Annotated in this window: 26 protein-coding genes, 2 tRNA genes and 1 pseudogene; 16 read left to right on the top strand and 13 right to left on the bottom strand. The window is 72.7% G+C overall.

Annotated elements, in window-relative coordinates:
- Positions 1–8: 8 nt before the first annotated feature.
- Positions 9–659: a DUF1707 SHOCT-like domain-containing protein gene (locus ACQPX6_RS01970; RefSeq protein ID WP_433785064.1), complete on the bottom strand. Its 651-nt coding sequence runs from the start codon at positions 657–659 to the stop codon at positions 9–11.
- A gap of 67 nt (positions 660–726) precedes the next feature.
- Between ACQPX6_RS01970 and ACQPX6_RS01965 the strand changes: the two genes are divergently transcribed.
- Entirely contained in the window at positions 727–1,659 is a 933-nt protein-coding gene (locus ACQPX6_RS01965; protein ID WP_433785063.1) for a DUF3048 domain-containing protein, read from the top strand.
- Positions 1,660–1,689: 30 nt separating this feature from the next.
- Positions 1,690–1,863, top strand: coding sequence for a CsbD family protein (locus ACQPX6_RS01960; RefSeq protein WP_433785062.1), 174 nt, complete (start codon positions 1,690–1,692; stop codon positions 1,861–1,863).
- A 78-nt stretch (positions 1,864–1,941) separates the two neighbouring features.
- On the opposite strand, the gene ACQPX6_RS01955 is transcribed toward ACQPX6_RS01960, so the two are convergent.
- Entirely contained in the window at positions 1,942–2,187 is a 246-nt protein-coding gene (locus ACQPX6_RS01955) for a hypothetical protein (RefSeq protein ID WP_433785060.1), read from the bottom strand.
- A 300-nt stretch (positions 2,188–2,487) separates the two neighbouring features.
- On the opposite strand from ACQPX6_RS01955, the gene ACQPX6_RS01950 reads away from it, so the two are divergent.
- Positions 2,488–2,823 (top strand): hypothetical protein, encoded by a 336-nt coding sequence (locus tag ACQPX6_RS01950; protein WP_433785058.1) that lies wholly within the window; start codon positions 2,488–2,490, stop codon positions 2,821–2,823.
- A 1-nt stretch (position 2,824) separates the two neighbouring features.
- Here ACQPX6_RS01950 and ACQPX6_RS01945 read toward each other — a convergent pair whose 3' ends face one another.
- Positions 2,825–3,166, bottom strand: coding sequence for a VOC family protein (locus tag ACQPX6_RS01945; protein WP_433785056.1), 342 nt, complete (start codon positions 3,164–3,166; stop codon positions 2,825–2,827).
- A 121-nt stretch (positions 3,167–3,287) separates the two neighbouring features.
- On the opposite strand from ACQPX6_RS01945, the gene ACQPX6_RS01940 reads away from it, so the two are divergent.
- Both ACQPX6_RS01940 and ACQPX6_RS01935 read left to right on the top strand, forming a co-directional pair.
- A complete protein-coding gene (locus ACQPX6_RS01940) occupies positions 3,288–4,643 on the top strand; it encodes a GntP family permease (protein ID WP_433785054.1) in 1,356 nt (451 codons plus the stop codon).
- 46 nt (positions 4,644–4,689) lie between these two features.
- Positions 4,690–5,121, top strand: a complete 432-nt coding sequence (locus tag ACQPX6_RS01935) for a nuclear transport factor 2 family protein (RefSeq protein ID WP_433785053.1) — start codon at positions 4,690–4,692, stop codon at positions 5,119–5,121.
- Between the two features lie 99 nt (positions 5,122–5,220).
- Here ACQPX6_RS01935 and ACQPX6_RS01930 read toward each other — a convergent pair.
- Positions 5,221–5,293, bottom strand: a tRNA-Arg gene (locus ACQPX6_RS01930).
- 42 nt (positions 5,294–5,335) lie between these two features.
- Positions 5,336–5,425: transfer RNA gene (locus ACQPX6_RS01925), tRNA-Ser, on the bottom strand.
- 157 nt (positions 5,426–5,582) lie between these two features.
- Between ACQPX6_RS01925 and ACQPX6_RS01920 the strand changes: the two genes are divergently transcribed.
- The gene (locus ACQPX6_RS01920) at positions 5,583–6,614 is read left to right on the top strand and encodes a zinc-dependent alcohol dehydrogenase family protein (RefSeq protein ID WP_433785052.1); all 1,032 of its coding nucleotides are present in this window, start codon (positions 5,583–5,585) and stop codon (positions 6,612–6,614) included.
- A gap of 132 nt (positions 6,615–6,746) precedes the next feature.
- Positions 6,747–6,893, top strand: a complete 147-nt coding sequence (locus tag ACQPX6_RS01915) for a hypothetical protein (RefSeq protein ID WP_433785050.1) — start codon at positions 6,747–6,749, stop codon at positions 6,891–6,893.
- Positions 6,894–6,949: 56 nt separating this feature from the next.
- Here ACQPX6_RS01915 and ACQPX6_RS01910 read toward each other — a convergent pair whose 3' ends face one another.
- Together ACQPX6_RS01910 and ACQPX6_RS01905 are read right to left on the bottom strand one after the other, a co-directional pair.
- Entirely contained in the window at positions 6,950–8,707 is a 1,758-nt protein-coding gene (locus tag ACQPX6_RS01910) for a phosphatidylglycerol lysyltransferase domain-containing protein (protein ID WP_433785049.1), read from the bottom strand.
- 18 nt (positions 8,708–8,725) lie between these two features.
- Positions 8,726–9,478, bottom strand: a complete 753-nt coding sequence (locus ACQPX6_RS01905; RefSeq protein WP_433785048.1) for a dienelactone hydrolase family protein — start codon at positions 9,476–9,478, stop codon at positions 8,726–8,728.
- A 100-nt stretch (positions 9,479–9,578) separates the two neighbouring features.
- Between ACQPX6_RS01905 and hisC the strand changes: the two genes are divergently transcribed.
- Entirely contained in the window at positions 9,579–10,631 is a 1,053-nt protein-coding gene (gene hisC, locus ACQPX6_RS01900) for a histidinol-phosphate transaminase (protein ID WP_433785047.1), read from the top strand.
- Positions 10,632–10,690: 59 nt separating this feature from the next.
- Here the strand turns inward: hisC and ACQPX6_RS01895 are convergent.
- Both ACQPX6_RS01895 and ACQPX6_RS01890 read right to left on the bottom strand, forming a co-directional pair.
- Positions 10,691–11,653 (bottom strand): annotated as a pseudogene (locus ACQPX6_RS01895) (acyltransferase family protein); the annotation flags it as partial.
- Between the two features lie 61 nt (positions 11,654–11,714).
- Positions 11,715–12,434, bottom strand: coding sequence for a DUF1990 family protein (locus ACQPX6_RS01890; protein WP_433785046.1), 720 nt, complete (start codon positions 12,432–12,434; stop codon positions 11,715–11,717).
- Positions 12,435–12,564: 130 nt separating this feature from the next.
- Here ACQPX6_RS01890 and ACQPX6_RS01885 point away from each other — a divergent pair, with 130 nt between their 5' ends.
- The 3 genes from ACQPX6_RS01885 (at position 12,565) to ACQPX6_RS01875 (ending at position 14,805) form a co-directional block, all read left to right on the top strand.
- Positions 12,565–13,242 carry a DUF1990 family protein gene (locus tag ACQPX6_RS01885; RefSeq protein WP_433785045.1) on the top strand — a complete coding sequence of 226 codons (678 nt, stop codon included), beginning with the start codon at positions 12,565–12,567 and terminating at the stop codon, positions 13,240–13,242.
- Between the two features lie 80 nt (positions 13,243–13,322).
- Complete coding sequence (locus ACQPX6_RS01880; protein ID WP_433785043.1) at positions 13,323–14,534, top strand: low temperature requirement protein A; 1,212 nt, start codon at positions 13,323–13,325, stop codon at positions 14,532–14,534.
- Between the two features lie 61 nt (positions 14,535–14,595).
- Positions 14,596–14,805, top strand: a complete 210-nt coding sequence (locus ACQPX6_RS01875; RefSeq protein WP_433785042.1) for a hypothetical protein — start codon at positions 14,596–14,598, stop codon at positions 14,803–14,805.
- A 1-nt stretch (position 14,806) separates the two neighbouring features.
- Here ACQPX6_RS01875 and ACQPX6_RS01870 read toward each other — a convergent pair whose 3' ends face one another.
- Positions 14,807–15,598, bottom strand: coding sequence for an SDR family NAD(P)-dependent oxidoreductase (locus tag ACQPX6_RS01870; RefSeq protein ID WP_433785041.1), 792 nt, complete (start codon positions 15,596–15,598; stop codon positions 14,807–14,809).
- 243 nt (positions 15,599–15,841) lie between these two features.
- Between ACQPX6_RS01870 and ACQPX6_RS01865 the strand changes: the two genes are divergently transcribed.
- Complete coding sequence (locus ACQPX6_RS01865) at positions 15,842–16,447, top strand: hypothetical protein (RefSeq protein ID WP_433785040.1); 606 nt, start codon at positions 15,842–15,844, stop codon at positions 16,445–16,447.
- Between the two features lie 174 nt (positions 16,448–16,621).
- Here the strand turns inward: ACQPX6_RS01865 and ACQPX6_RS01860 are convergent, their stop codons facing one another.
- Complete coding sequence (locus ACQPX6_RS01860) at positions 16,622–16,960, bottom strand: hypothetical protein (protein WP_433785039.1); 339 nt, start codon at positions 16,958–16,960, stop codon at positions 16,622–16,624.
- A 265-nt stretch (positions 16,961–17,225) separates the two neighbouring features.
- Positions 17,226–17,384, bottom strand: a complete 159-nt coding sequence (locus ACQPX6_RS01855; protein WP_433785037.1) for a hypothetical protein — start codon at positions 17,382–17,384, stop codon at positions 17,226–17,228.
- Positions 17,385–18,225: 841 nt separating this feature from the next.
- Here ACQPX6_RS01855 and ACQPX6_RS01850 point away from each other — a divergent pair.
- From ACQPX6_RS01850 to fxsT, 3 genes are all read left to right on the top strand, one after another.
- Positions 18,226–19,617, top strand: coding sequence for a TIR domain-containing protein (locus tag ACQPX6_RS01850; RefSeq protein ID WP_433788168.1), 1,392 nt, complete (start codon positions 18,226–18,228; stop codon positions 19,615–19,617).
- Positions 19,502–20,721 (top strand): IS3 family transposase gene (locus ACQPX6_RS01845; RefSeq protein ID WP_433788167.1). Its coding sequence is split into 2 segments (ribosomal slippage): positions 19,502–19,733 and positions 19,733–20,721, totalling 1,221 coding nucleotides; the frame shifts between segments, so codons are not numbered across the junction. The genes ACQPX6_RS01850 and ACQPX6_RS01845 overlap by 116 nt, the downstream gene beginning before the upstream one ends.
- A 75-nt stretch (positions 20,722–20,796) precedes the next feature.
- On the top strand, positions 20,797–22,329 hold the full coding sequence (gene fxsT / locus ACQPX6_RS01840; RefSeq protein ID WP_433785036.1) for an FxSxx-COOH system tetratricopeptide repeat protein: 1,533 nt from the start codon (positions 20,797–20,799) through the stop codon (positions 22,327–22,329).
- Positions 22,330–22,450: 121 nt separating this feature from the next.
- Here fxsT and ACQPX6_RS01835 read toward each other — a convergent pair whose 3' ends face one another.
- Entirely contained in the window at positions 22,451–22,849 is a 399-nt protein-coding gene (locus ACQPX6_RS01835) for a hypothetical protein (RefSeq protein WP_433785035.1), read from the bottom strand.
- A gap of 992 nt (positions 22,850–23,841) precedes the next feature.
- Here ACQPX6_RS01835 and ACQPX6_RS01830 point away from each other — a divergent pair.
- Positions 23,842–24,054, top strand: coding sequence for a hypothetical protein (locus ACQPX6_RS01830; protein WP_433785034.1), 213 nt, complete (start codon positions 23,842–23,844; stop codon positions 24,052–24,054).
- Positions 24,055–24,422 lie beyond the last annotated feature (368 nt).

The following is a 24,422-nucleotide window of genomic DNA, read 5'->3' as shown; positions in this document are numbered from 1 at the left end:
GTGCCGCATCAGCCCCGGGTGCCTCGCCTCGGCGTGCCGTCACCCTCACGCGTCACATCTGACCGACGGCGACCGGGTCGCCAGCGCGGCTTGCGGGGGTGGCGCAGCACCACGTCGCCCAGGCTGTGGCGCCCGCGGACCACGAGGTGCGGGGTGCCGCGCTCGCGGCGGTGCACCGTCTCGTCGCGGACCTTGCCCGCCGCGATGCGCAGGTCGTCGACGTCGGCGGTCGCGTGCTCGGGCAGCACGATCACCGGCGAGCAGAGCTGCGTGGCCAGCTCGATCGCGACGACGGGTGCGGTGCACTCGGCGTCGGTGAAGTCGAGCATCACGCGGCCCGCCCGGCTGTGCACGCGCACCAGCGGCGGCACCCGCCAATAGCCCTGCCGGCTGATCGACCCGCCGACGCCGGCCTGCAGGTCGAGCACGTCCACCGAGCGCTCGGCGTGTAGCGACGCCCCCGGCAGGTCGTCGAGCAGCCCCTCGAGGTCGCGGCGCACCCGCGCGGCGAGCGCGGCCGCGGCCCGGTCGCTGTACTCGGCCGGCGTGAGCAGACCGGCCACCATCGCGCGCGAGAGGAACTGCTGCACCTGCTCGCGCTCGACGTCGGAGACACGCAGGTCGCCGGGACCCACCGGCTCCGGGCTCGCGGACGTCACACCGCGATGATAGGGCGCCGGGCGCGGTCGCTCCCCGGCCCGCGAGGCAGCGACGGGAGGTGGGCGGGTGCCGCGGGGCCTGCTCGTCGTGCTCGGCCTGCTCGCCGCCGTGGGGCTGGCCGCGGGGTGCGCCGGCGCCGGGGGCCGGACCTCCCCGCTGACCGGGCTGCCCGCGTCCGCCGGGGCGCCGGTGCTCGCGGTCAAGATCGACAACTCCCCCGCCGGCCGCCCCTGGACCGGCGTCGAGGACGCGGACGTCGTCTACGTCGAGCCCGTCGAGGGCGGCACGACGCGGCTGCTCGCGGTGTTCTCGTCGCGGCTGCCGGCGTCGGTGGGGCCGGTGCGCAGCGCCCGCGAGTCCGACGTCACCGTCCTCGCCGCCTACGGCCGCCCCGCGCTCGCCTTCTCCGGCTCGGCGCCCGAGCTGGACGCCACGCTGGCCGGCGCGTCGCTCGTGGCGCTGACCCCGCAGACGGCCGGCGACGCCTTCCGCCGTGACGGCGACCGCCGCGCGCCGGTCAACCTCTACGCCGACCCCGCTGCCCTGCTCCGCGCGGCGGGCGACGCCTCGCCCGTCCGCGACCTCGGCTGGCGCTTCGGGGCCGTGCCCGCGGGCGGCGAGGTCGTGCGCCACCGCGAGGTCGCCTTCGGGTCGGCGGTCGTGGGGCTGACGTGGGACGCCGTGCGGGGCCGCTTCCTCGTCGAGCCCGGCGGCGCCCCCGCCGTCCCGGCCACCGGCGGCGACCCGATCGGCGCGGCCACCGTCCTCGTGCAGCACGTGACGACCCGCCCGTCGGCGATCCGCGACGCCGCCGGCGCGGTCTCGCCCTACGCGGTGACCACGGGCGCGGGCGAGGCCGAGGTGCTGCGCGACGGCCGGTCCTTCCCGGCGCGGTGGTCGCGGGCGACGCCGACCGACCCCACGGTCGTCCTGGGGCCCGACGGCCTCCCCGTCCCGTTCGCGCCCGGGCCGGTGTGGGTGTTGCTCACACCGGGTTGAGCCCGGTCACGCTACGGGTACCCCGCCGACATGGCTGCAGACGACAAGATCGACAACAAGACCGACAAGCTCAAGGGCAAGGTCAAGGAGACGGCGGGCACCGTCAACAACGACGACGAGCTGCGCGCCGAGGGCAAGAAGGACCAGAGCAAGGGCGACATCAAGCAGGCCGGCGAGAAGGTCAAGGACGCCTTCAAGAAGTAGCGCCGCCCGCACGTCGCACCACACGGCCCCGGTGACACCGTCCCCGGGGCCGTGGTGTGTCCGGGGGTCCGTCCCGCTCTAGTAGCCGCGCGACTCGCGCCGGCCGGCGAAGGCGTAGACGGGCGTCCCGTCGCCGTCGCGCCGGGCGAGGCGGTGCACGGCGAACACGTTCACGCCGGGGATCGAGCCGCCGAAGATGTCGTTGACCTTCTGCCGGGGCCCTCGCTCCACCAGCACGAGGAACTCCTCGGGCAGGCTCGCGCCCTCGGCGATGGACAGGTCGTGATCGCCGCGGCACGGGCCGTCGGAGAGTCGGATGCGCACGGTGCCCCCAGCTTCCGTCGTCGAACGAGGAGCATCGTGACACGCCGCTGCGCGGCCCGCGGCGGGTCCACCCGACGCGCGGGGCCCTCCTCGGCCGGAGAACTTGCCCATGCAAGGATGCTCGCTGCCGATCATGCCCCCCGTGGTCGGCGACGGACCCGGTCGGTGTCCCCCCGCCGGCCGGGTCCCCTTACACCTCCGGACGAGCGCCGTCTCACCCTGTGCGACGCGCCGTGCGGTGGTTGGGCGGCGGCATGAGGGGCATCCTCATCGTGTTCCCGACCGATGATGAGAGTGGACGTGCACCAGGACGAGGCGGCAGCGAGACTCGCGCGGCAGGTCACCGACGCGCTCACCGCGCTGCTCGAGCACGACCCGCCCCGGCCGGACACCGTCGACCGCTTCGACTGGAGCAGCAGCACCCTCGACGAGATGGCCCGCGCGGTCATGGCCATCGGCGAGATCGTCGACCGGTGCACCGCCCGCTCCCTGGCCGAGGAGGACCCCGAGGGGGTCGCCGTGAAGGCCCGCGAGCTCGCCACGGCCATCGTCTGCCGCCGCAACTCCCTGCTCGCCGAGAGCGCCGCCACCCGCCTGCGCCGCACCCGGCCGGGACCGGTCCGTCGCGCGGGCTGAGCTAGTCCGGCTGGCCGCCGAGCCCGATCTCGTTGCCGTCGACGTCGCGGAACACGACCTTGCGGACCCCGCCCGGGTAGGTCTCGTGGCGGTCGGGGTGGACGCCCCGCTGCTCGGCCGCGGCGACCCGCGCGTCCAGGTCGTCGACGAAGACCGTCTGCTCGGCGTATCCGGCGCGTCCCGGGTCCCGCTTGGTGTAGAGCCAGCAGTGCTCGGCGAGCTCCCACACCGACTCGGTCGGTGACGCGAGGAAGCTCGGCTCGGCCCCGAGGAGTCGGGTGTACCAGGACCGCGCGACGTCGTGGTCGCGGACGAACACCCCGGCGAACAGGACCACGGCCACCCGGTGAGCGTGGCACGGCCCCGGGCGCGGGGGCAGCGACCGAGCAGGGGTGACTCGACGCCGATCGTCGGCATCACGATGATGTCGCCGTTTCGTGATCGTCGACGAGCGGAGGCCGCGCGTGCCCGGCTGGTACCTGGTGACGGCCACCGCGGTGATCGTCGTGCTCGCCGTGCTGCTCATCGTGCGCGCGCGGCTGCACCCCGCCGTCGTGCTGGCCCTCGCGGCGACCACCGTCGGGCTCGCCAACGGCCTCGGGGTCGAGGGCACCGTCGAGGCCGTCACCGAGGGCTTCGGCGACATCCTCGCCGAGGCCGGCCTGCTCATCGCCTTCGGCGTGCTCATCGGCTCGCTGCTGCGCGCGGTCGGCGCGATCGAGCGGCTCGTCGCGACGCTGCTGCGCTGGTTCGGGCCGCGGCGCATGCCGGTGACCATGACGGTGGCCTGCGCGACGGTGCTGCAGCCGATCTTCGTCGACGTCCTCATCGTCATCGCGGCGCCGCTGGTCCGGCGCATCGCCGCGCGCATCGGGCCGGGCGGGACCCCGCGCATGGCCGCCGCGCTCGCGATCGGCTGCGAGTGCGGGATCGTCATGATGGTGCCGGGCATCGGCACGGTGGCGATCGCGAGCGTCCTGGGCGTGCCGCTCGGGCGGATGCTGGTGTTCGGCCTGGTGGTGCTCGTGCCGACTGTCGTGATCGCGATCCTGATCGTCGGCGCCGTCCTGGCGCGGTGGTGGGACCCGGCGCGGGACGAGTCCGCGGTGCTCGACGCGGAGGGCGAGGAGGTGCCCGAGGAGGTCTCCGAGGACGTCGATGTGGCCGAGGCACGCCCGGTCCCGCTGCTCCTGCTGCTCGCGCCCCTGCTCGGTGCGCTGGTGCTCATCGCCGTCGCCGCGATCGTCGAGGCGGCCGGGTGGTCGGTGCCCCCGCTCGCGCTGCTGGGCGCGCCGACCATCGCCCTGCTGCTCGGCGTGCTGGGCACGATGCTCGTCGCCCGCCGGGTGCTCGGGCGCGACGGCATCGACGGCCCGCTCGCCGAGGGCTTCCGCGAGAGCGGCCTGATCCTCGTGCTCACCGGCGTCGGCGGGTCGCTCGCCGAGGCGATCTCGCGCTCGGGGGTGGGCGAGGTGCTCGGCGGGCTGTTCTCCGCCAACGCCGCCCTGCCGCTGGCCACGGTGTGGTTGACGGCCGCGGTCCTGCACGTCGCCGTCGGCTCGGTGACGATCTCGGCGATCACCGCCGCTGGCGTGCTCGCGCCGGTCGCGCCGGCGATCGGGCTGGACCCGGTGCTCATCGCCCTCGCCGCGGGCACCGGCGCCCTGTTCGCCGTGCACGTCACCAGCAACACGTTCTGGCTGCTCCAGTCGCTGCTCGGCCAGTCGGTGCGCGGGGCGCTCAAGACCGTGTCGTTCGGGGTGTCGGTCGCCTCGGTCGTCGGCCTGGGCTGCACCCTCGTGCTCAGCCTCCTGCTCTGACGTTGACACGTCGTTCTGTCGGGTACATCGTTACAACATAGAACGGATGACCAACGGGAACGAGTTCGCCATGACCACGACCGACATCGACCCGATCCACGACCTGCTCGACGCCTGGGCGGCCGCCGACGTCAGCGGCGACGTCGCCGCGATGGACCCCCTGCTCGCCGACGACTTCACCGCGATCGGCCCGCTGGGCTTCACCCTCAGCCGCGACGACTGGCTGCACCGGTTCGAGAACGGCCTCGACTACGACTCCTCGAGCGTCGAGGACCGGCAGGTGCGCGTGGAGGGCGACACGGCCATCGTCACCGCCCGCCTCGCCGCGGACGGCACCTACCGCGGCCACCCCGTGCCGGAGGCCGTCCGGGCCACGGCCGTGCTGAGCCGGGCGACCGGGACCTGGCGGCTGGTCCGCGTGCACATGAGCTTCGTCGCCGGCACCCGCGGCGCCCCACCGATCCCGGGCCAAGGATGACCCTCCGGCGCGAGCTCCTGTCGCAGGGGTGGGTGTCCCGGCAGACGAACAGAGGGGCCGCAGCGCTGCTGCGACCCCTCTGAGCTGCCTCGACCGGCGCGCGCCCGAAGGGATTCGAACCCCTAACCTTCTGATCCGTAGTCAGATGCTCTATCCGTTGAGCTACGGGCGCATGTCTGTGGTTGTGAAGCCCCGGACCTCCGGTCCGCGGCCGCGGAGGCTCCGGGATTTGAACCCGGGAGGGAGCCGAACTCCCAACCGCATTAGCAGTGCGGCGCCATAGACCAGACTAGGCGAAGCCTCCCGAGGTCCCCCTGGGGCCTCCGTCGGGAAACAGTACACAACGCCGGCCACGGGCTTCGGCGCCACCCCCCGGCCGGGTCGACGTGTGCACGGTCTCGCATGGGCCCTCGCGGGGCATGGGTAGCCCACAACCGAACCCACCCCGAGGAGGGAACGCCGTGAAGGCGACGTTGATCTACGGAGCAGGCGACATCCGGGTGGAGGAGGTCCCCGACCCGGCGCTGCAGAACGCCAGCGACGCCATCGTGCGCATCACGCACGCGTGCATCTGCGGCAGCGACCTGTGGCCGTACAAGAGCCGCGAGCAGACCGAGCAGGGCGACCGCATCGGCCACGAGTTCATCGGCGTGGTCGAGGAGACCGGCGCCGACGTGAGCCGTGTCCAGAAGGGCGACCTGGTCGTCGCCCCGTTCTTCTACGCCGACGGCACGTGCGAGTACTGCCGGGCCGGCCTGACCAGCGCGTGCCCCAACGGCAACGCCTGGGGCGCCGAGACCGACGGCGGCCAGGGCGAGGCCGCGCGCGTCCCGTTCGCCGACGCGTCGCTGATGAAGCTCGACGTCGCGCAGGACTCGGCGCTGATGCCCAGCCTGCTGACGCTCTCCGACGTCTTCGGTACCGGGCACCACGCCGCGGTGTCGGCCCAGGTCGGCCCGGGCAAGGACGTCGCGGTGATCGGCGACGGCGCCGTGGGCCTGCTCGCGGTGCTGGCCGCCAAGCGGCTCGGCGCCGAGCGCATCGTGCTCATGGGCCGCCACAAGGACCGCACCGACCTCGGCCGCGAGTTCGGCGCCACCGACGTCGTCTCCGAGCGCGGCGAGGAGGGCGAGCAGCAGGTGCGCGACATCCTCGGCACCGACGGCGTCCACTCCGCGATCGAGGCCGTGGGCTACGAGCAGTCGCTGACCTCGGCGATCAACCTGACGAAGCCGGGCGGCCATGTCGGCATCGTCGGGGTCCCGCAGAACGGTGAGCTGCCCAACCTGGCGCAGAAGTTCATGAAGAACGTGACGGTCGCCGGCGGCATCGCGCCGACCCAGGCGAACATGCACGAGCTGCTGCCCGACGTCATGGACGGGAAGATCGAGCCGGGCAAGGTGTTCGACCGGACGATCTCCCTCGACGAGACCCCGGACGGCTACCGCGCGATGGACGACCGCGAGGCGATCAAGGTGCTCGTCAAGCCCTGAGCCCGCAGAGCGCGAGAACGAACGGCGAGTTCGCTGCTACCGGTGCAGCGAACTCGCCGTTCGTTCGCGTAGGGCAGGAGCGTCAGGCCACCCGGGTGGACGCGATGCCGCCGTCACGTCGATCGTCCCGCCGTGCAGGAACGCCGCCTCGTCGGAGACGGCGAAGCGCACGGCGTAGGCGACGTCGACCGGCCGGACCGGACGCCCCGCCCGCTCGAGGCCGTGCTGGACCAGATCCTCGACCCGCTGCTCGTGCGAACGGGGAGTTCGCGCGCGTAGAAGGAACGAACGGCGAGTTCGCTGCTTCGCATGCCACGAAAGCGCCGTTCGTTCGGTCAGCGGCGGAGCAGACGGAGCAGGGCCGGCGGGCGCCCGCCGTAGCCCTCGGCCTCGAACGCCGCGACGGCGATGCGGGGCAGGTCGCGCACGGCGTCGAACACCAGGAACCGCGGCACCCACACCGGCCCGAAGCGGGCGTTGAAGCGGTAGAGCGTCTCGATCTGCCACCACCGCGACGCCGTGCGCAGCAACCGCGCCCACAGCCGCGCCACCGGGCCCGCGCCGATCTTCTCGCCCCGTTCGAGCGCCGACCGGAACACCGCGAAGTTCAGCGACACCCGGTCGACGCCGAGCCCGCGGCAGGCGCCGAGCAGGTCGGCGATGAGGAGCTCGTTGAGGCCGTTGTCGGGGACGGCGGGGTCGCGGATCATGATGTCGAGCGACAGGCCGTCGGCGCCCCACGGGACGAACTGCAGGACACCGCGCGTCTCGTCCTCGCTGGTGGCGACGACGAGCACGGCGTCCGGGTCGGCCTCGGCGTCGGCGACGCGGGAGAGCGCCATCGAGAAGCCGCGCTCGGCGGGCCCGCCGCGCCAGCGGGCGACGAGCTCGCGCAGCGTCCCGAGCTCGTCGGCGGGCACGTCGCGCAGGCGGCGCACCGTGGTGTCGTAGCCGGCGCGCCGCACCCGCGACACGGCCTGGCGCACCGTGCGCATGGCGCGGCCCTGCAGCGAGAACGTGGCGACGTCGACCACCGCCTCGTCGCCGAGCTCGATGGCGTCCAGCCCGCCCTCGCGCACCCACACCCGCGCGCCGGCCTCCGAGCACCCGAGCACCGCCGGCACCCAGCCCGCGAGCCGGCAGGTGCCGAGGAACTCCTCGATCGCGCCCGGCCAGGCCTCGATGTCGCCGAGCGGGTCGCCGGACGCCAGCGCGACGCCGGCCACGACCCGGTACACCACCGCCGCCTTGCCCGACGGCGAGAACACGGCGGCCTTGTCGCGGCGCAGGGCGAAGTAGCCGAGCGAGTCGACCCGTCCGTGGCGGGTGAGCAGGTCGCGGATGCGGTCGGAGTCCTCGGTGGTCAGCGACGGGCGGGGCTCGGCGGAGCGCAGCAGGAAGTAGCCGCCGAGCACCAGCGCCGCGATGCCGAAGGTGAGCCCGACGCCGGCGGTGAGGTCGTCGAACCACTCGGCCCGGAACCGCAGCGGGCCGCTCACCCCGATGAGCGACAGCGCCGCCTGCGCCGCCTTCTCCCCCAGCCCTGGCCGGCCCTCGACCAGCGACGGCCGCACGACCAGCAGCAGGAGCACGACGACGAAGCCACCGAGGAGCATCTGCACCACGACGCGCACCGCGGCGAGCCGCCCGACGGGGTCCGGCCGGGCGGTGAACTCGCGGCGGGTGAGCAGCAGGCCCACGAGCAGGACGACCACCACGAGGCCCGGGACGATCGACTGCCGGCCGAGGATGTGCGACACCACGAGCAGCACGCACGCCAGCACCGCGAGCTGCCAGGCGCGGCGTTTGCGGCGGCGCAGGCCCGTGGCCAGCATGATCAGCCCGAGGCCCAGCGTCGCGACGACGACGGTGCCGACGATCGAGGCCTGCGCGGGGAAGCCGAACCAGGTGGCGGGCTGCAGGTGCCGGCGCAGCACGGGCAGGGCCAGCGACAGGATCGTCAGCAGCCCGGCGACCCGCGCGGCCCAGGTGAGGACGCGCGCGACGCGGCGACCCCGCCAGCGGGCCCGGCCCACGGCGGCGACCTCGCCGGGGCGGTCCACCCGCACCCCCGTCGGCACGCCCGACGTCATGTGTCCTCCGGTCGGCGCCTAGCGCAGATGGGCGTCCAGCCAGTTCAGCACCCGGCTGCGTGCCTCCATCTTCGTGCCCTCCTCGGAGCTCCCCTCGTCGAGGGGATCCGGCTGGTCCGCCGCGCGCTCGTCGTTGTCGAAGCGGTGCTCGCGCGACGGGTAGACGACGACGTCGACGACGCGGCCCGACGCGTGCGCGGCCTCGCGCAGGCGGTCGACGTCCGAGGGGTCGACGGGGTCGCCGCTCTCGCCGTAGAGCCCCAGCCACGGGCAGGTCAGCTCGCCGACGACGTCGACGAGCGCGGGGAGCCCGGCCGCCAGCGGGGACGAGACGCCGCCCGCCGCGACCGTGATCACCGCACCCAGCGAGCGCTGTGCGGCGACGACGAGGGCCGCGGTGGCGCCGAGGTCGAAGCCGAGCACGGCCATGCGGTCGGAGCTCACGCCGCGGTCGGCGAGCACGCCGAAGGCGGCGTCGGAGTCGGCGAGGACCGACTCGCCCGAGATCGCGGACGCGGCGCGGTCGGCGGCCTCGTCCTCGCCGGTGCGCTCGTCGATGCCCGGGTCGTCGCGGTGGTAGAGGTGCGGGGCGACGGCCAGCCAGCCCTCGCCCGCGAGCGCCTCGACGATCGCCGTCGTCCGCGACGTCACGCCGCGGGACTCGTGCAGCACCACGACCCCGCCGCGGACGGCCCCGTCCGGCTCGCCGATGGTCACCCTCAGCTGCGTCTCGTCGACCAGCGGGATGGTCTCGGTGCGGGTCCCGTCCATGCGATCAGCCTTCCACGTCGGCGGGCCGACGTCCCGCGCACCTCGTCGATCACCGGCGACGACCACGGGCGCCCGGGGACCGGCGTCTACCGTGGTCGTCGTGCCCGTGCGACTGCGTGACGACCTCGCCGCCCTGCCCGCCTACGTCGCCGGCCGCACCGTGCCCGGGGCCGTGAAGCTGGCGAGCAACGAGATGCCGCTGCCGCCCCTGCCCGCCGTGCTCGCCGCGATCGCGCGGGCGGCGGAGGCCGGCAACCGCTACCCCGACATCGCGGTCACCACGCTGACCGCACGCCTCGCCGAGCACCACGGCCTCGACCCCGCCCGCATCGCCGTGGGCTGCGGGTCGGTGGCCCTGTGCGGGCAGCTCGTGCAGTCGGTGTGCGCGCCCGGCGACGAGGTCGTGTTCGCGTGGCGGTCGTTCGAGGCCTACCCGATCGTCGCGCTCACCGGCCACGCGCACGCGGTGCGGGTGCCGCTGACCGACGGCCACGTCCACGACCTCGACGCCATGGCCGCGGCGGTCACCCCGCGCACGCGGATGGTGTTCGTCTGCAACCCGAACAACCCCACGGGCACCGCCGTCGGCGAGGCCGCGTTGCGCCGGTTCCTGGCGGAGGTCCCGTCCGACGTGCTCGTGGTGCTCGACGAGGCCTACCGCGAGTTCGTCGGCGACCCCGACGTCCCGGACGGGCTGGCCCTGGCCGCCGAGCACGACAACGTCTGCGTCCTGCGCACCTTCTCCAAGGCGCACCGTCTCGCCGGCCTGCGCGTGGGCTACGCCGTGGCCCCGCCGGAGCTCGCGGCGGCGCTGCGCGGGGTCTCGGTGCCGTTCGCGGTGTCCGCACCCGCCCAGGCCGCGGCGCTGGCCGCGCTCGACCACCTCGACGAGCTGCTGGCCGACTGCGCGGGCGCGGTGTCCGAGGTGGCGCGGATGACCGGCGAGCTGCGCTCGCTCGGGTACGAGGTGCCGCCGTCGCAGGCCAACTTCGTCTGGCTCCCGCTGGGCGAGCGGGCGGCCGAGTTCGCCGCGCACGCGCTGGAGAACAAGGTGGTCGTGCGCGCGTTCGCCGGCGACGGCGTGCGGGTCAGCGCGGGCTCCCCCGAGGAGGTCGACCTCTTCCTCGCGGCCGCGGGCTCTTTCCCCCGCTGACCCGGCCTGCGCACCAGCCAGCGGTGCACGGGGCGCTCGACCGCGACCGTGAGCGCCCACCCGAGCACCACGGCCACGCCCACCACCACGAGGAACCGCGGCCAGCCCTGGACGCCGTAGCGGGCCTCCAGCCCCCAGGCCACGAAGTAGCCGATCTGCTGGTTGACCAGGTAGATGCCGTACGAGAGCCCGGCCAGCCACGTCACCAGGCGCGGGAGGCGCCCGACCCGCAGCCACGACCAGTCGCGGCCCGCCGCCGCGGTGGTGATCCCGGCGACGGCCAGGGCGAGCACCAGCACCGACGGCAGGTCGGGCGTGTGCACGTACTCGGCGGCCAGCCCCGCGGCGACGAGGGTCAGGAGGTGCACGGCGCCCAGCCGGCCCCGCGACCACAGCCACACCGCGAGCCCGATGCCGAAGACCTGCCAGCGGTACATGACCAGGCCGTCGAACGCCGTGCGCACGAGGCTCGGCGGCGTCGTCGTCAGCAGGACCACGACCGGGAGGAGCACGACGGCCCACGCCACGGCCGGCAGCGTCCAGCGACGCCGCCAGACGTCGCGCCCGAGCCACGCGGCGGCGACCGCGGCCAGCGTGAACATCGTCAGCTGCGCGGGCAGCGTCCAGTACGAGTGGTCGATGTAGGTGACCTGCGAGTCCCAGCCCTGCAGGAGCAGGAGGTTGCCCACCAGGTCGCGGCCGCTGGGGCGCCAGTAGCCGTACTGCGCGGCGTACAGGGTCAGCAGGTAGGTCACGACCACCGCGACGGCGTAGGCCGGCAGCAGGCGCGCGAGCCGGTCGACCCACCAGCGTGCGGGCGGGCGGGTGGCGAGCGTGACGCAGACGAAGTACGCCGAGACCACCATCAGCGTGTTCGCGCCGGCCTGGATGCTCCAGGTGAACGGCGTCGGCGACACCCAGGGCAGCACGTCGGTCACCGTGTGCGTCGCGTGCTGGACGACCACGCTCGCCACGGCGGCGACGCGCAGGACGTCCCAGCTCAGCTGCCGGGATCCACTCATCGCCCCCAGGCTGGGGAGATCACCCGTGGAGACCCTGAGAAGGACCCACGAGGCACCTGAATCACACCGTGAGCTCGTCCGCGGGGACCCGGCGCGTGACCTCGTGCACCGGCCCGTCCCGCCGCCCGCCGGTCAGGCGCACGGCACCGAGGCAGAACTGCACCCACAGCGCCGCCTGGACCTCCTGGCCCACCCCGAGCCGCCCGTAGAGGAACTCGGCCGCCCGGTCGCCGGCGCGCGACCACACCTCGATGGTGAAGTCGACCACGCCGGGGCCCGAGTCCGACGCGCGGAACTCGATCATCCCGGCCTCGAGGTGCCCGGCGAGCGTGCCGAAGCGGAACAGGTACGCGGTGCGCGCCACCACCCGCACCGGCCCGTCCCACGGCGCCGGCATGTACACGCGGTACTCGTCGCCCAGCAGCATCCGTCCGGGCTCGCCGCGCTCCCGGGCGAACGTGACGACGTGCGGCGGTGCGCCGCGGTCGAGGTCGCGCGACAGCGTCTCGATCAGGTCGCCGGCGCCGTGCTCGACGTCGACCACCCGCACCGTGAACGTCCGGTGGAACAGCGCGCCGTACCCGTCGGCCACCGTCTTCGTGCGGTCGTCGACGAGCGCGAGCGGCCAGGGCGCGGCCAGGTCGGTCACGTCGCCGGCCACACGCTGGCGCCGGGTGTTCGGCAGCGCCCGCAGGTGCCGGGCCGTCATGACCAGGGCACCCCAGCCGCGCCGGAGGCGCCCGAGCGGGGGGCGCCGGGAGAACGCGCGTCGCAGCGACATGGTGGAACGGGTAGCCGCCCGGCGGTGACACCATGCGCCGGTCCGTCCGGTCCGCGACGATCACCCCCGATCCGCCCGCCCCACCGTCGAGAGGGAACACCCGCGTGAGACCCGTCGTGAGGAGCGCTCCGTGAGGCTCGGCGCCCACCCCGACCCGGCCGGTGCCCTGCGCGTCATCGCGGGCTACGAGCTCAACTACGACCCGGCCGACACCGAGGGACGGGGCTGGCACCACGACCGGGTGCGCCACCTGCTCGGTGACGAGGAGCCCGGCGAGCCCGTGCCGGGCGGGCCGTTCGCCATCGCGTGCCAGTTGGTGCACGACTACGAGTTCGCCGAGCCGAAGATCATGCACGCGTACTTCCACCACGACGCCGAGCTCCTCGGGCGGAACATGCTGCTCGAGGGCCGCTTCGCGATCCTGCGCTTCCCGATGGGGGTGCGGGTGGACGCGGAGGTCGACGAGGTCCGCGAGCGCGCCGACGGCACGCGCGAGCGCTCCTGGGGCTGGAGCTACCGCACCCTCGAGCACCACCTCGAGCGCGGCCGTCTCGTCTACGAGGTGATCAAGAACCTCGACACCGGCCGCGTCGAGTTCGTCATGACGGGCGTCTCGAGCCGGGCGAAGATCCCGAACCCGATCGTCGCCCTCGGCTTCGGGGTGTTCGGGCGCATGACGCAGACGCGGTTCTACCGCCTCGCGGGCCGGCGCCTGGCCCGCCTCGTCGCCGAGATCTACGCGGGCGGCGAGCGTCCCGTCCCGAAGCGCCTCGGCCCCGGCGACGTCGTGGTGGCACCCACCGACTGAGGCCCGACCCTGCGGCGTTGCCTCCGCGTGAGGTGTCGGCCACGCTGACCGGGCTGATCGCGCGGCCGGAGAGGGTGTCCATGAGCGAGACGACGTCGCCGGTGAGCCGCCGGCCGTGGCACCGGCTGATGGGGGCGCGCGACCCCGACCAGTCGCACCGTGCGGCCACCCCGCTCGAGCTGCTGTTCGACCTGGCCTTCGTCGTGGCCATCGCGCGGGCCGCGGCCGAGATGCACCACGCGATCGCCGAGGACCACGCCGTGCCGGGGATCCTCGGCTACCTCGTCGTGTTCTTCGCGATCTGGTGGGCGTGGATGAACTTCACGTGGTTCGCCTCGGCCTACGACTGCGACGACGTCCCCTACCGCGTGCTGACCCTCGTGCAGATGGCCGGCGTGCTCGTCCTCGCCGTCGGCATCCCGGCGGTGTTCCGCGACTTCGACATCACCCTCGTCGTCGTGGGCTACGTGATCATGCGCGTGCCGCTGGTGCTGCAGTGGCTGCGCGCCGCGCGCGAGGACCCGGAGCGGGCGACGACCTGCCGCACCTACGCCGCCGGCATCGCGCTGGTGCAGGTGCTCTGGATCGGGCTCACCTTCGTGCCCTCGCCCTGGGTCTACGTCGGCTACCTGCTGCTGGTCGCCGCCGAGCTCGGCGTGCCGATCTACGCCGAGTCCCGCGGGCGCCCGACGACCTGGCACCCCGAGCACATCGGCGAGCGCTACGGGCTGCTGACGCTCATCGTGCTCGGCGAGGTGATCCTCGGCGTCACCAACGCGCTCGCGGGCGCGTTCGACACCGGCTTCTCGTTCTCCCTGCTCGCGCTGGCCGTCGGCGGGCTGCTGCTCGTCTTCGGCCTGTGGTGGGTCTACTTCCTCGGCGGCGACAGCGAGGGCTTCACCACCCTGCGCGTGGCCCTGACCTGGGGCTACGGCCACTACTTCGTGTTCGCCGCGGTCGCCGCGCTCGGGGCCGGCCTCGAGGTCGCCGTCGACGCCGACGAGCACGTGGCCCACATCGGCTCCGTCGCCGCCGCGCTCTCGGTCGCGATCCCGGTGGCGATCGTGCTGATCGCGCTCTCCGCGCTGCGGACGATCGTGTGGTCGCGCGAGACCCGCAACCCGGTGCTGATCGCCGTCCTCGTCGTGCTGCTGGTGGGCGCCGGCCTGCTCGCCGGGGTCGTGGGCGTCGGCTTCTCCGTGCTGCTCATGGGCGTGGTGCTCGCCGCCGGCGTGATCACCTTCCTCACGCTCGCCTCGCGGCGGATCGCGGCGGCGGACGCCCGGGCCTGAGACGGCTTCACCGCCCCCGGCAGCGGGCACCCGGGCCGCACCCGACGGGGAGGGGCCGACCATGGCCGCGGACGAGGGCGATCAGCCGGACGAGCAGCCCGGCGAGTCGCAGATCGCGGGCGCGGTCGAGGAGGCCCTGCAGCCCGAGGTCCGGCGGGCCCTGGCGCCGCCGTTCGAGCGCCCGGCCGTGCCGCACGACGAGCCCCGGTCCCCGCGCGAGCAGCAGGACGAGATCCTCGACGAGCTGCGGTGGAAGGACCCGGGGGCGTGATCTACCGCCGGTGTCCCGTCAGGGCGACGACCTTCTCCAGCAGGCGCGGGGTGAAGCGCCCGGCGAGGTCGGCGACCTTCAGGGGCCAGGGCAGCAGCACCTCGCGCCGCTCGCGGGCGACGGCCAGGGCGACGGCCGCCGCCACCTGCTCCGGGGTCTGCGCCGGCATCAGGGCGTCGATCTTGGGGATGCGGTCCTCGGCGCCCGGGTTGTTGGCGAAGTAGTCGCTGAGCACCTTGCCCGGCACCACCTCGCTGACGCCGACCCCGGTGCCCCGCAGGTCCTGGCGCAGCGCCGCGGTCAGGCCGCGCAGCGCCCAGCGGGCCCCGGCGTACCCGGTGGCGCCGGGCCAGGTCATCCGCGAGACCGGCGAGTTGATGGTGACGATCCAGCCGCTGCGCCGCGCGAGCATGTCGGGCAGGAACTCGCGGGTGACCAGCAGCGCCGCGGTGTAGGGGACGGCCGTCATCGTCTCCAGCTCCGACGGCTCCGTCTCGTCGAGGTAGAGCCACCGGCCCGCCCCGGCGTTGTTGACGACGACGTCGGGGACGCCGACCTGCTCGCGCACGGCCGCGCCCAGGGCGGCCACCTGCTCCTGGTCGCCGACGTCCGCGGTGAAGCTGTCGGCCCGGCCGCCCCGGCCCCGGATGTCGGCCACCCGCTCCTCGAGCGCCTCGGCGTTGCGGGCGACGAGCAGCACGTGGGCCCCGCGCCGGGCGAGGTCGACCGCGATGGCGGCACCGATCCCGGTGGACGCCCCGGTGATCAGTGCGACGGCTCCGTCGATCCGCACGTGCTGCTCCCTGCTCCGGACGGCCCAGCGACGACGAAGGGTACGGGGCGGTGCGGCCTCGGCGAGGGTCAACCCTCGCGCCGTCGCGGGTCAGCACCGTGGTCGGCTCGACCCGCGCTGCGAACACTCGACGTCACCGCCGAGCGTGGTCACGACGACCGGGGCGGCCGACGCCTCGGAGTGATCATGGTTCGCGCGACCGCTTCGCGGGGCACCTCCGCCGCCCGTCCCACCGCGACCACGGTGCGGAGGACGCGGCGGGCCGCGCTCGCGGCCGGCGTGCTCTGGGCCGCACAGGCCCTGACCTGGACCCTCGGCCCGAAGGTGCAGGCGTCCGAGCCGCCGTTCGCGGTCATCGACCGCCCGTGGTTCACGGTGGTCTGGTGCGCGGTCATCGGTGCGGTCGCGTGCTCGGCCGTGGCCGTGCTCGGCCTGCTCCAGCAGGAGCGCACCCTCGTCGGGCGCATCTCCGGGCCGGCGCGAGCCGCCGGGCTCGCGGCCTGGTCGGTGCTGCTGCTGTCCGGCGTGGCCGGTGCCGCCGTCGTGGTGGCCGCGCTCGGCGTCGCCGGGGACCTGGGCGTCGCGGCACTGTCGCCGGTCCTGAACGTGTCGGGGCTCCTGCTGCTGGCGGCGCTGTGCGCGGCCGCCGTCGCCCTGCGCGGCAGCGGGGTGCTGCCCGGTCGGTGGGCCGCGCTGCCCACCGCGCTGGCCGTGCTCACGCTCCTCACGCTCGGGGCGATCGCGGCCAGCGGCTCGGCGGCCACGATCGGGCTGGTCCTCGCCGTCGTCGTCGTCACCGCGCACGGGGCCACGTGGGTGCTGCTGGCCCGGACACAGCGCCCCCGGTGACAGCGCTGCTGCTGTCACCGGTCGGTGTCGGATCCCCTCAGGCCCGGCCCCGCATGGTCAGTCGAGGTCGAGGCCTCGGTGCACCACGGTGGGGACACAGCCGGCTGTCCGGTCGGACCTGCGGATCGAGATCACGGTCCGTTCTGCGCCCCGCGGTGCGCCCGGAAGGGGCCGTCAGCCGTCGGTGGTCGCGCAGCGCTCCGGATCGAGGCGCATCGTCCGCACGGGAGGACGGGCGCCGTCGCCCCCGGCGTGCCGTGCCATCACGGCGCCGACGTCCAGGTGCTCGGCCAGGGTGAGCAGGCCGTGGGGGGCTGCGGGATGGGCGCCTCCGCCGACCGAGCGCAAGAGGCCCGCCACGGCGTCGAGCGTGCGGGCCAGGTCGGCGGCCAGGGCCTGGTAGCCGGTCTCGGTCAGGGCGCCGTGCGCCGCGCCGTCCCTCCGGACGCTGAGCGCCTGGGTGGCTTCGCGCAGCGCCGTGTGTGCGCTGGTGTGGGTGTCCGAGGTGCGCATGGGCGGTCCCCCTCGCGATGGTGATCGCGTCCCGGGTCGACCCCGCCCTGGTGGAGGCTGCCGCCATTGTGCCCCCGCGCGGCGGAAGCGGGGGGATTCGAACCCCCGGTCACTCTCGTGACGTCCGCTTTCAAGCTGTAGGGCCCGGGGTGCGGTGACGGTCGCCGCCGACGCTGGCCTCAGCCCGCGCCGCTGGGGCCCGCCCCGCGAACGTCGCCGGACGGCAGCGACTGAGACCAAGAGTGAGACCACGGCGACCAGCGACCTACAGCCCCAGCGGCGTCGCGTCGTAGTGGCCGACCGGCCAGGGCACGGTGAAGTACCGCTGTTCGCGCTTCCTCGCGAGGAGTGTCTGAAGCTGACGCCCACCGAGAACCCGCAGGGTGAAGGCGGACGGGTCGCCCTGATCGACGTTCTCGACCACGTAGATGTAGAAGTGCTCGTACGTTCAGCCTCCTCGACCTGGCGCACCTCCAGCCACAGGTCGTTGCCTCGGGCGGAGTGCCCGTACGCCTTGACTTCGATGGTGCGAGGCGGGCTCTCGACGTCCGCCGGTGCACTCTTGTGGCGGGTATCGACCGGTGCACGTCCAACAAGGCGTTCGAGGTCCAAGACCCAGGCGATCGCGGCCGCCTCGATCGCGCGGCTACCGCGGATCGGGGTCGTCATGCCGCCTCAACGACTCAAACCGACACGAGGGTGTCCGTAGCCCTGCAGGCCTCGGTACCGCCGAGCTGGTCCCGTAAGCCGGAGCATGGCTGCGGCTCCTGGCGACCTGCAACGCTAAGCGGAGTAGCTCCTCAGCAGAGAGTCGACCTCCGGGGTTGCGGCCATTTCCGGCCCTAGGAGAGGTCCTGTACCCCACGTGTGCCCCACCGCCCCACCCACACTGGCTACCTGTTTCTCCCGCCGTTCTCCTCCTACGGACCCTTCGACTCGCGCGGCGGCAGGGACAAGGGTCGGCGAAGCGGATCGCTAAGCGACTCCCTGGACGCCCCTTGAGGTCGCGACGCGGCGTGAATGATCAATGGAGCGGTAGCAGGCCTCGAGATGTCGTAAATCGATCTTGGCGGTTGTCTAACGACCTGCAGCGCTGCATGCGTAGAGCCCCGACCAGGGCCGGACGTACTCGACGCTTCTCAGCGTCGGTCGGCCCTGCCCGACCTCCGACGGCCTAGCGACGGCCTAGCGACGGCCTAGCGACGGCCTGGAGGACCTCCACCTTGGAAGCTGAATCGCGAGCGTCCACCGACATCGGTCGACGTGTGTCTCCACTGTTCAGTGGTTCGGTAGCGGCCGTTGAGCCCGGCCGCTCGGCCGTGCCGCCGACGGGAGAGGCGAGCGTGGTCCGTAACAGCCGGTTCTTGGGCGACGATGATCGGTCGGCGCGCTTAGGGGGCTGCAGGGTGCGGGTATTCGTCAGTCACGCCGGTCGGGATCGGGCGTGGGCGGAGTGGGTGGGCTGGCAGCTCGAGCACGCCGGGTGGGGCATCGAGGTCGAGCTGGACTGCTGGGACTGGCAGGCCGGGGACTCATTCGTGGCGAAGATGGACACTGCGCTGGCCTCGTGTGAGGTGATGGTGGCGGTGTGCTCCGCGGCGTACTACGAGCCGGAGCGCTGGACCCGTGAGGAGTGGACCGCTGCGTTGCGGACGGCCAAGCAGCGGGCGGGCTTCCTGGTGCCGGTGCGGATCGACGATGCGTCGGCGCCGCCGCTACTGGGCGGGCTGATCGCCCCGGCGTTACACGGGTTGCCTCGCGAGGCGGCCCGGGATGCGTTGCTCCGAGCGATCCGTCCGTCGGGGCGCCCGGATCAGGAGCCTCCGCTGCCTGGTCGCGAGGCCGAGCCGGACCGCGGTCGTGGGCCACGGTTGCCGGGAGAACTGCCAGGGGTGTGGGGGTCGGTGCCACGGCGCAACGAGGCGTTCACCGGTCGGGACGGGCTGTTGGTGCGGCTGCGGGAGGGGTTGCAGGGGTCGGGTCGCTCGGTAGTTCAGGCGCTGCACGGTGCGGGCGGAATCGGTAAGACCCAGCTGGCCGCGGAGTACGTGTGGCGGTTCGCCAACGACTACGACGCGGTGTGGTGGGTCGACGCCGAGCAGGCTGACCTAATCGCGGAACAGCTCGCCGCGTTCGCGGTCGCATGGCGACTGGTTGATCCGACGACACCGCTCGGCCTGGCGGTGGAGGCGCTGCGTGTTCAGTGCCGCAGCCGGGGCCGATGGCTGGTGGTTCTGGACAACGCGGTGTCGGCCACGGAGGTCCACGCGTGGCTGCTGGCCGGTCCGGGACATGTCGTGGTGACCTCCCGTAGCAGGCACTGGGCCGAGGTCGCGGCGAGGGTTGAGGTGGACGTATTCTCCCGCCCGGAGTCGATCACCCTGTTGCGGGCGCAGCTACCGTCCTTGTCCTACGAGCAGGCTGACCAGCTCGCTGAACCGCCCCGGCGTGTCCGGAGACCTGATCGTCTGAGGAGATCTGGTCATGACACGTCGGTCCCAGCCGCCCTATCCGCCGGAGTTGCGGGAGCGGGCGGTGCGCATGGTCGCCGAGGTTCGGGCGGACTACGAGTCGCCGTGGGCGGCGATGAACGCGGTCGCCGAGAAGCTCGGGGTGGGCACCGGGGAGACGGTGCGCAAGTGGGTCCGTCAGGCTGAGATCGACGGTGGTGTGCGCCCAGGCGCGACGAGCGAGGAGTCTGACGAGCTCAAGCGGCTGCGCCGGGAGAACGCCGAGCTCAAGCGGGCCAACGACATCCTGAAGGCGGCCTCGGCTTTCTTCGCGGCCGAGATCGACCGGCCACCGCGACGCTCGTGAAGTTCATTGACGAGCACGCCGCCCGCAGCAGTGCGGGCCGGCGGTGGGGCGTCGAGTCGATCTGCACCGTGCTCGGCGAGCTCGGTGTGTCCATCGCCCCGTCCACCTACTACGAGGCCCGCAAGGCTCTTGCGGCCGAGCCCACCGCCCAGGCATGTCGCGACGAGCAGCTGAGCGTCGAGGTGGCCCGGGTGCACGCCGAGAACTACGGCGTCTATGGCGCCCGCAAGGTCTGGGCCCAGCTCAACCGCGAGGACATCCCGGTCGCCCGCTGCACCGTGGAGCGGCTGATGCGCGCCCAGGGCCTGGCCGGAGTCCGCCGCGGCCGCCGGATCCGCACCACCATCCCCGGCGATCAAGCCCGAGCCCGCGACCTGGTGGGCCGGCGCTTCAACCCGGCCGCACCGGACCGGTTGTGGGTCGCGGACTTCACCTACGTCCCGACCTGGTCCGGGATGGTCTACGTCGCCTTCGTCCTCGACGCCTACTCCCGGCGCATCCTCGGCTGGCGCGCCGCCACCACGATGCGCACCAGCCTCGTGCTCGACGCCCTCGAGCAAGCCGTCTGGACCCGCCGGCAGGAAGGCATCACCGAGCTCGGAGGCCTGGTGCACCACTCCGACGCCGGCTCCCAGTACACCTCGATCGCCTTCACCGAACGCCTCGCCGAGGCCGGTGCCGCACCCTCGGTCGGCTCGGTCGGCGACGCCTACGACAACGCGCTGGCCGAGTCCACCATCGGACTGTTCAAGACCGAGCTGATCAAGCCGCGGGCGCCCTGGCGCACCGTCGAGCAAGTCGAGATCGCCACCCTCGAGTACGTCGACTGGTTCAACCACCGCCGACTACACAGCACCGCCGGCGACATCCCACCCGTCGAGCTCGAGCACGCCCACTACCGTCAACACCACGCCCAACCCGAGCCCGAGCACTCAATCCCATAGCTCTCCGGACACGCCGGGGCGGTTCACGCCGACGCTCTCGGTGATCTGCCGCTGGCGCTCTCCCAAGCGCTCGGAGTGCTGGTCGAGACGGGCATGCCCGCCGGGGAGTACCTGGGGTTGTTGGAGACGACGCCGGCGCAACTGCTCGACGAAGGCCGACCTGTGAGCTACCCGCGGACCCTGGCCAAGGCCACGCGGGTCGCGGTTGACCGCATCGGCGCGGTCGATCCAACGGCGGTGGCGCTGGCGCGGATCTGCGCGTTCCTAGGGCCGGAGCCGATCCCGGTGGAGTGGTTCCAGACCAGCCCGCAGGTCCTGGGCGGCCCGCTGGAGGCGGTGGCTGCCGCGCCGTTGGCGCTGCGCCGGACCCTGGGTCTGCTAGCCCGCTATGGGCTGGTGAAACTCGCCGACGATCACGTCACGGTGCACCGCCTGACCCAACGCCTGCTGCGCGCCGACACTGCCGACCCCGGAAGCGTCGTGGGCATAGTGGAAGACCTACTGGCCGCGCAGACGCCCCCCGCGACGGGCGATCCGCGTGGTTGGCCGCAGTGGGCCCAGCTGCTGCCACACCTGCGGGTCCTTGACCTCGCTGGCACAGACAAGCAAGCGCTGGCTTGGCAGGCCTGCGAAGCCAGCCGGTATCTCTTACGGCGAGGTGAAGTCTTCGCGGCGCTGCGGATGATCGAGCCCTTACACCGGTCTTGGCTCACCCGGCTCGGGCCCGACTCGTGGCCGGCGCTCTGGGCCAACAACTACATCGCGGGCGCGCTATCCGCCGTGGGCCAATACAGAGCGGCGGTACAACTGCACCGCGAGCGTCTGAACCGGCTGCGGGAACGCTTCGGAGACGACGATCTGAACGCGATGGCTGCAGCCGCCAACCTCGCCATGGACCTGTCCGCGCTCGGCGAGCACCAGGCCGCCCGCACCCTCGACGAGGACACCCTCGACCGCTACCGCCGGGTCCTAGGCGAGGACCACCCCAACACCCTGTCCACGGCCAACAGCCTCGCCGTCGAGCTGCGCGCGCTTGGCGAGCACCAGGCCGCCCGCACCCTCGACGAGGACACCCTCGACCGCCGCCGCCGGGTCCTAGGCGAGGATCACCCCGACACCCTGAGCTCGACCAACAACCTCGCTATCGACCTGTCCGCGCTCGGCGAGCACCAGGCCGCCCGCGCGCTGCACGAGGACACCCTCCGCCGCTACCGCCGGGTCCTAGGCGAGGACCACCCCGACACCCTGAGGTCTACCAGCAACCTCGCCTCCGAGCTGTCCGCGCTTGGCGAGCACCAGGCCGCCCGCGCGCTGCACGAGGACACCCTCGGCCGCCGCCGCCGGGTCCTAGGTGAGGACCACCCCGACACCCTGATCTCGGCCAACAACCTCGCCAGCACCCTGTTCGCGCTCGGCGAGCACCAGGCCGCCCGTGCGCTGTACGAGGACGCCCTCGACCGCCGCCGCCGGGTCCTAGGTGAGGACCACCCCGACACCCTGAGCTCGGCCAACAACCTCGCCAACACCCTGTTCGCGCTTAGCGAGCACCAGGCCGCCGCAGCTCTGGAGGCAGGCGTCCTGCCACCTCGAGACATGAATGACGACTGATCTTCACGCAAGGCGAGCCCCGTTCGCCGACCTGGCCCCGGCCCGCCGGAGCGGAGCGGGAGGCCAGGGCCGGGCCAGGGCCGGCGCGGCGCCGGAGGCGCCGCCTTGACTGATAAGAGATCTATTCGGCAGCACGGCGAGCGGTCACGGCCGTCTCGTCGCCGGCCACGGGTTCCTCGCTGAGTGCGTTGGAAGCGAGCAACGGTATTTGGACCATGTGACAGTTCCCGTCGTCCACGATGAGACGGTCGACCTCTTCAGCAAAGCTCTTGACGTACAGCTGTCGAGCGCTCGGCCAGACGTCGCGGAACTCCTTGATACGGGTGTCGGCGCGAAGGAGCCGTTCCCACGCAGCCCAGGTTTCTGTGTTCAGCAGCTTCTGCTGCCACGCCAGGAAATTCGATTCGTGTGCTTCGAGTCGGACTAATAGGTAGAGACGCCGCTTGTTCTCCTCATGGGAAGACGTAGGGTAGCCTCGGGCCCGCAGGTGCCACTCGAGAAGAACGGGATCGTCGATCATGAAAGCTGTGCGTGTATCTGTTTGCGCGGAAATCATGTTCATGTAAGCGCCGCGACGGGCCTCGCTACCGATTCGCCGAGTCTGAATCACGTTCGCGATCAAGGCGGACGCGAGAATTAGGACTGTAACGATTTGAACGATCGCCGTTATTAACTGTCCAGTTCCCGGGTCCATGCACGGCACATCGCTTGGCGTTACGTAGTTGTTATCAGAGGATGCGCATCAACCCATAGATCACTCGGGTGGCCTAGAGCCTGGCCCGTAAGAGCCTCAGCGGCCGAGGGTGCGGGTCAGGGGATGTCGCCGACAGTCCCGTTCTTCCAGGTGAGAGGGAGCTCTCGCAGCATGATCGGCCTCCAAGCAGAGAGCTCGTAGGGCTGTCGGCCCCGGTCGGGTGGCGGGGCGCTGCCCCCGCCACGCTTGGAGCGCAGTGACACGGGCGTGGAGGCTCGCGAGCAAGAGCGGACGGAGTCCGTCGCGCAGCGATGCGTAGCACTCTTGATCGGGAGTCAGCCCGTGTGACGCTCCGGGGCAGGCAGACCTCCCGACGCCGTCGGTCCACTGTCCCTTCGGCTCGGCCTGCGCGGCCTTGAGCGCGAGAGATCAACCGCGAGCTTTGTGTCGGCCGCCGCGATAACGTGACACCTTCGAGTCACCCCGGCCATCATTCGATGCCAATTTCTCCCTACTCCAACGGCGCGAAACTTCATGGTCGGCCCACCGGGTTGGTACAGGTCGGCTCCATCTCCGTCGCGCCGCCGTGGGTTAGTTACCAAGTCGCGGTACAACGGAACACGCCCAGCCCCGAGGGCGCCGCTAGCGAGACCTCACCTTCCTCCGCGAGGTCCGCCCGCAGGCCCCCGCCGCCTCCGCCGAGGGAAACGACCGGTCCCGCGCCGGTGGTCACCGGGTGATTCGGGACCTTCAGCGGGCGCCGTCCTGCCGAGCGAGTTGGAGTGCGAGTTCTCGATGAGCTGAACGGTGATCCAGCCGTGGGCGAGGTGCTGGACCTCGACGTCGTTGACTTCGAAGGCGGTGGCCAAGCGATCGCGGACCGCGACGAAGTCTGCGAGGTGCTGTCCCGGGCGGAGCTCGACGCTGAACCGTGTCGGCGGGCCGAGCGTGATCGGGCCGATTCTCGGGGCTTCGCGTGCTACGTCACCTGTCGGGACGACTTCCCGAGCGAGGTGAAGGCTCGCCCATAGCTCTTCCCAAATCCATCGGATTACGTTGCGGGCCTCGGCTTCCGCGACGGCGTGGAGCCTGCGCTCGGTACGCGTCGCACCCGGCTGGAGCGTCGCCACGGCCCAGCGGTAGCCCGGCTGGCGCAGGGTGGTCCAACTGCCCGGGCCACTATCCGTCGCGGTGGTGTTGGCAAGGTGCGGTGAGCCAGTCGGTCGGTCGCGAGAGTCGGCCCCCTCACCCGAGTCCGTGATTGGTGGTACACCCGCGTCGTCGTCCGTGATGTGTCGCTCAGAACCCACAATTTGGGCAAGGCCCTGCTCGAGATCAAGGACCGCTCGCATATCCGCCTCCAGCCTAGTCAGAGCCGCTGAACCGTCCGCAGTCGCCG

The sequence above is a fragment of the Actinomycetospora sp. CA-101289 genome (genome assembly GCF_050955895.1).
Classification (GTDB): domain Bacteria; phylum Actinomycetota; class Actinomycetes; order Mycobacteriales; family Pseudonocardiaceae; genus Actinomycetospora.
This window is presented reverse-complemented; position numbering and strand designations above follow the sequence as displayed.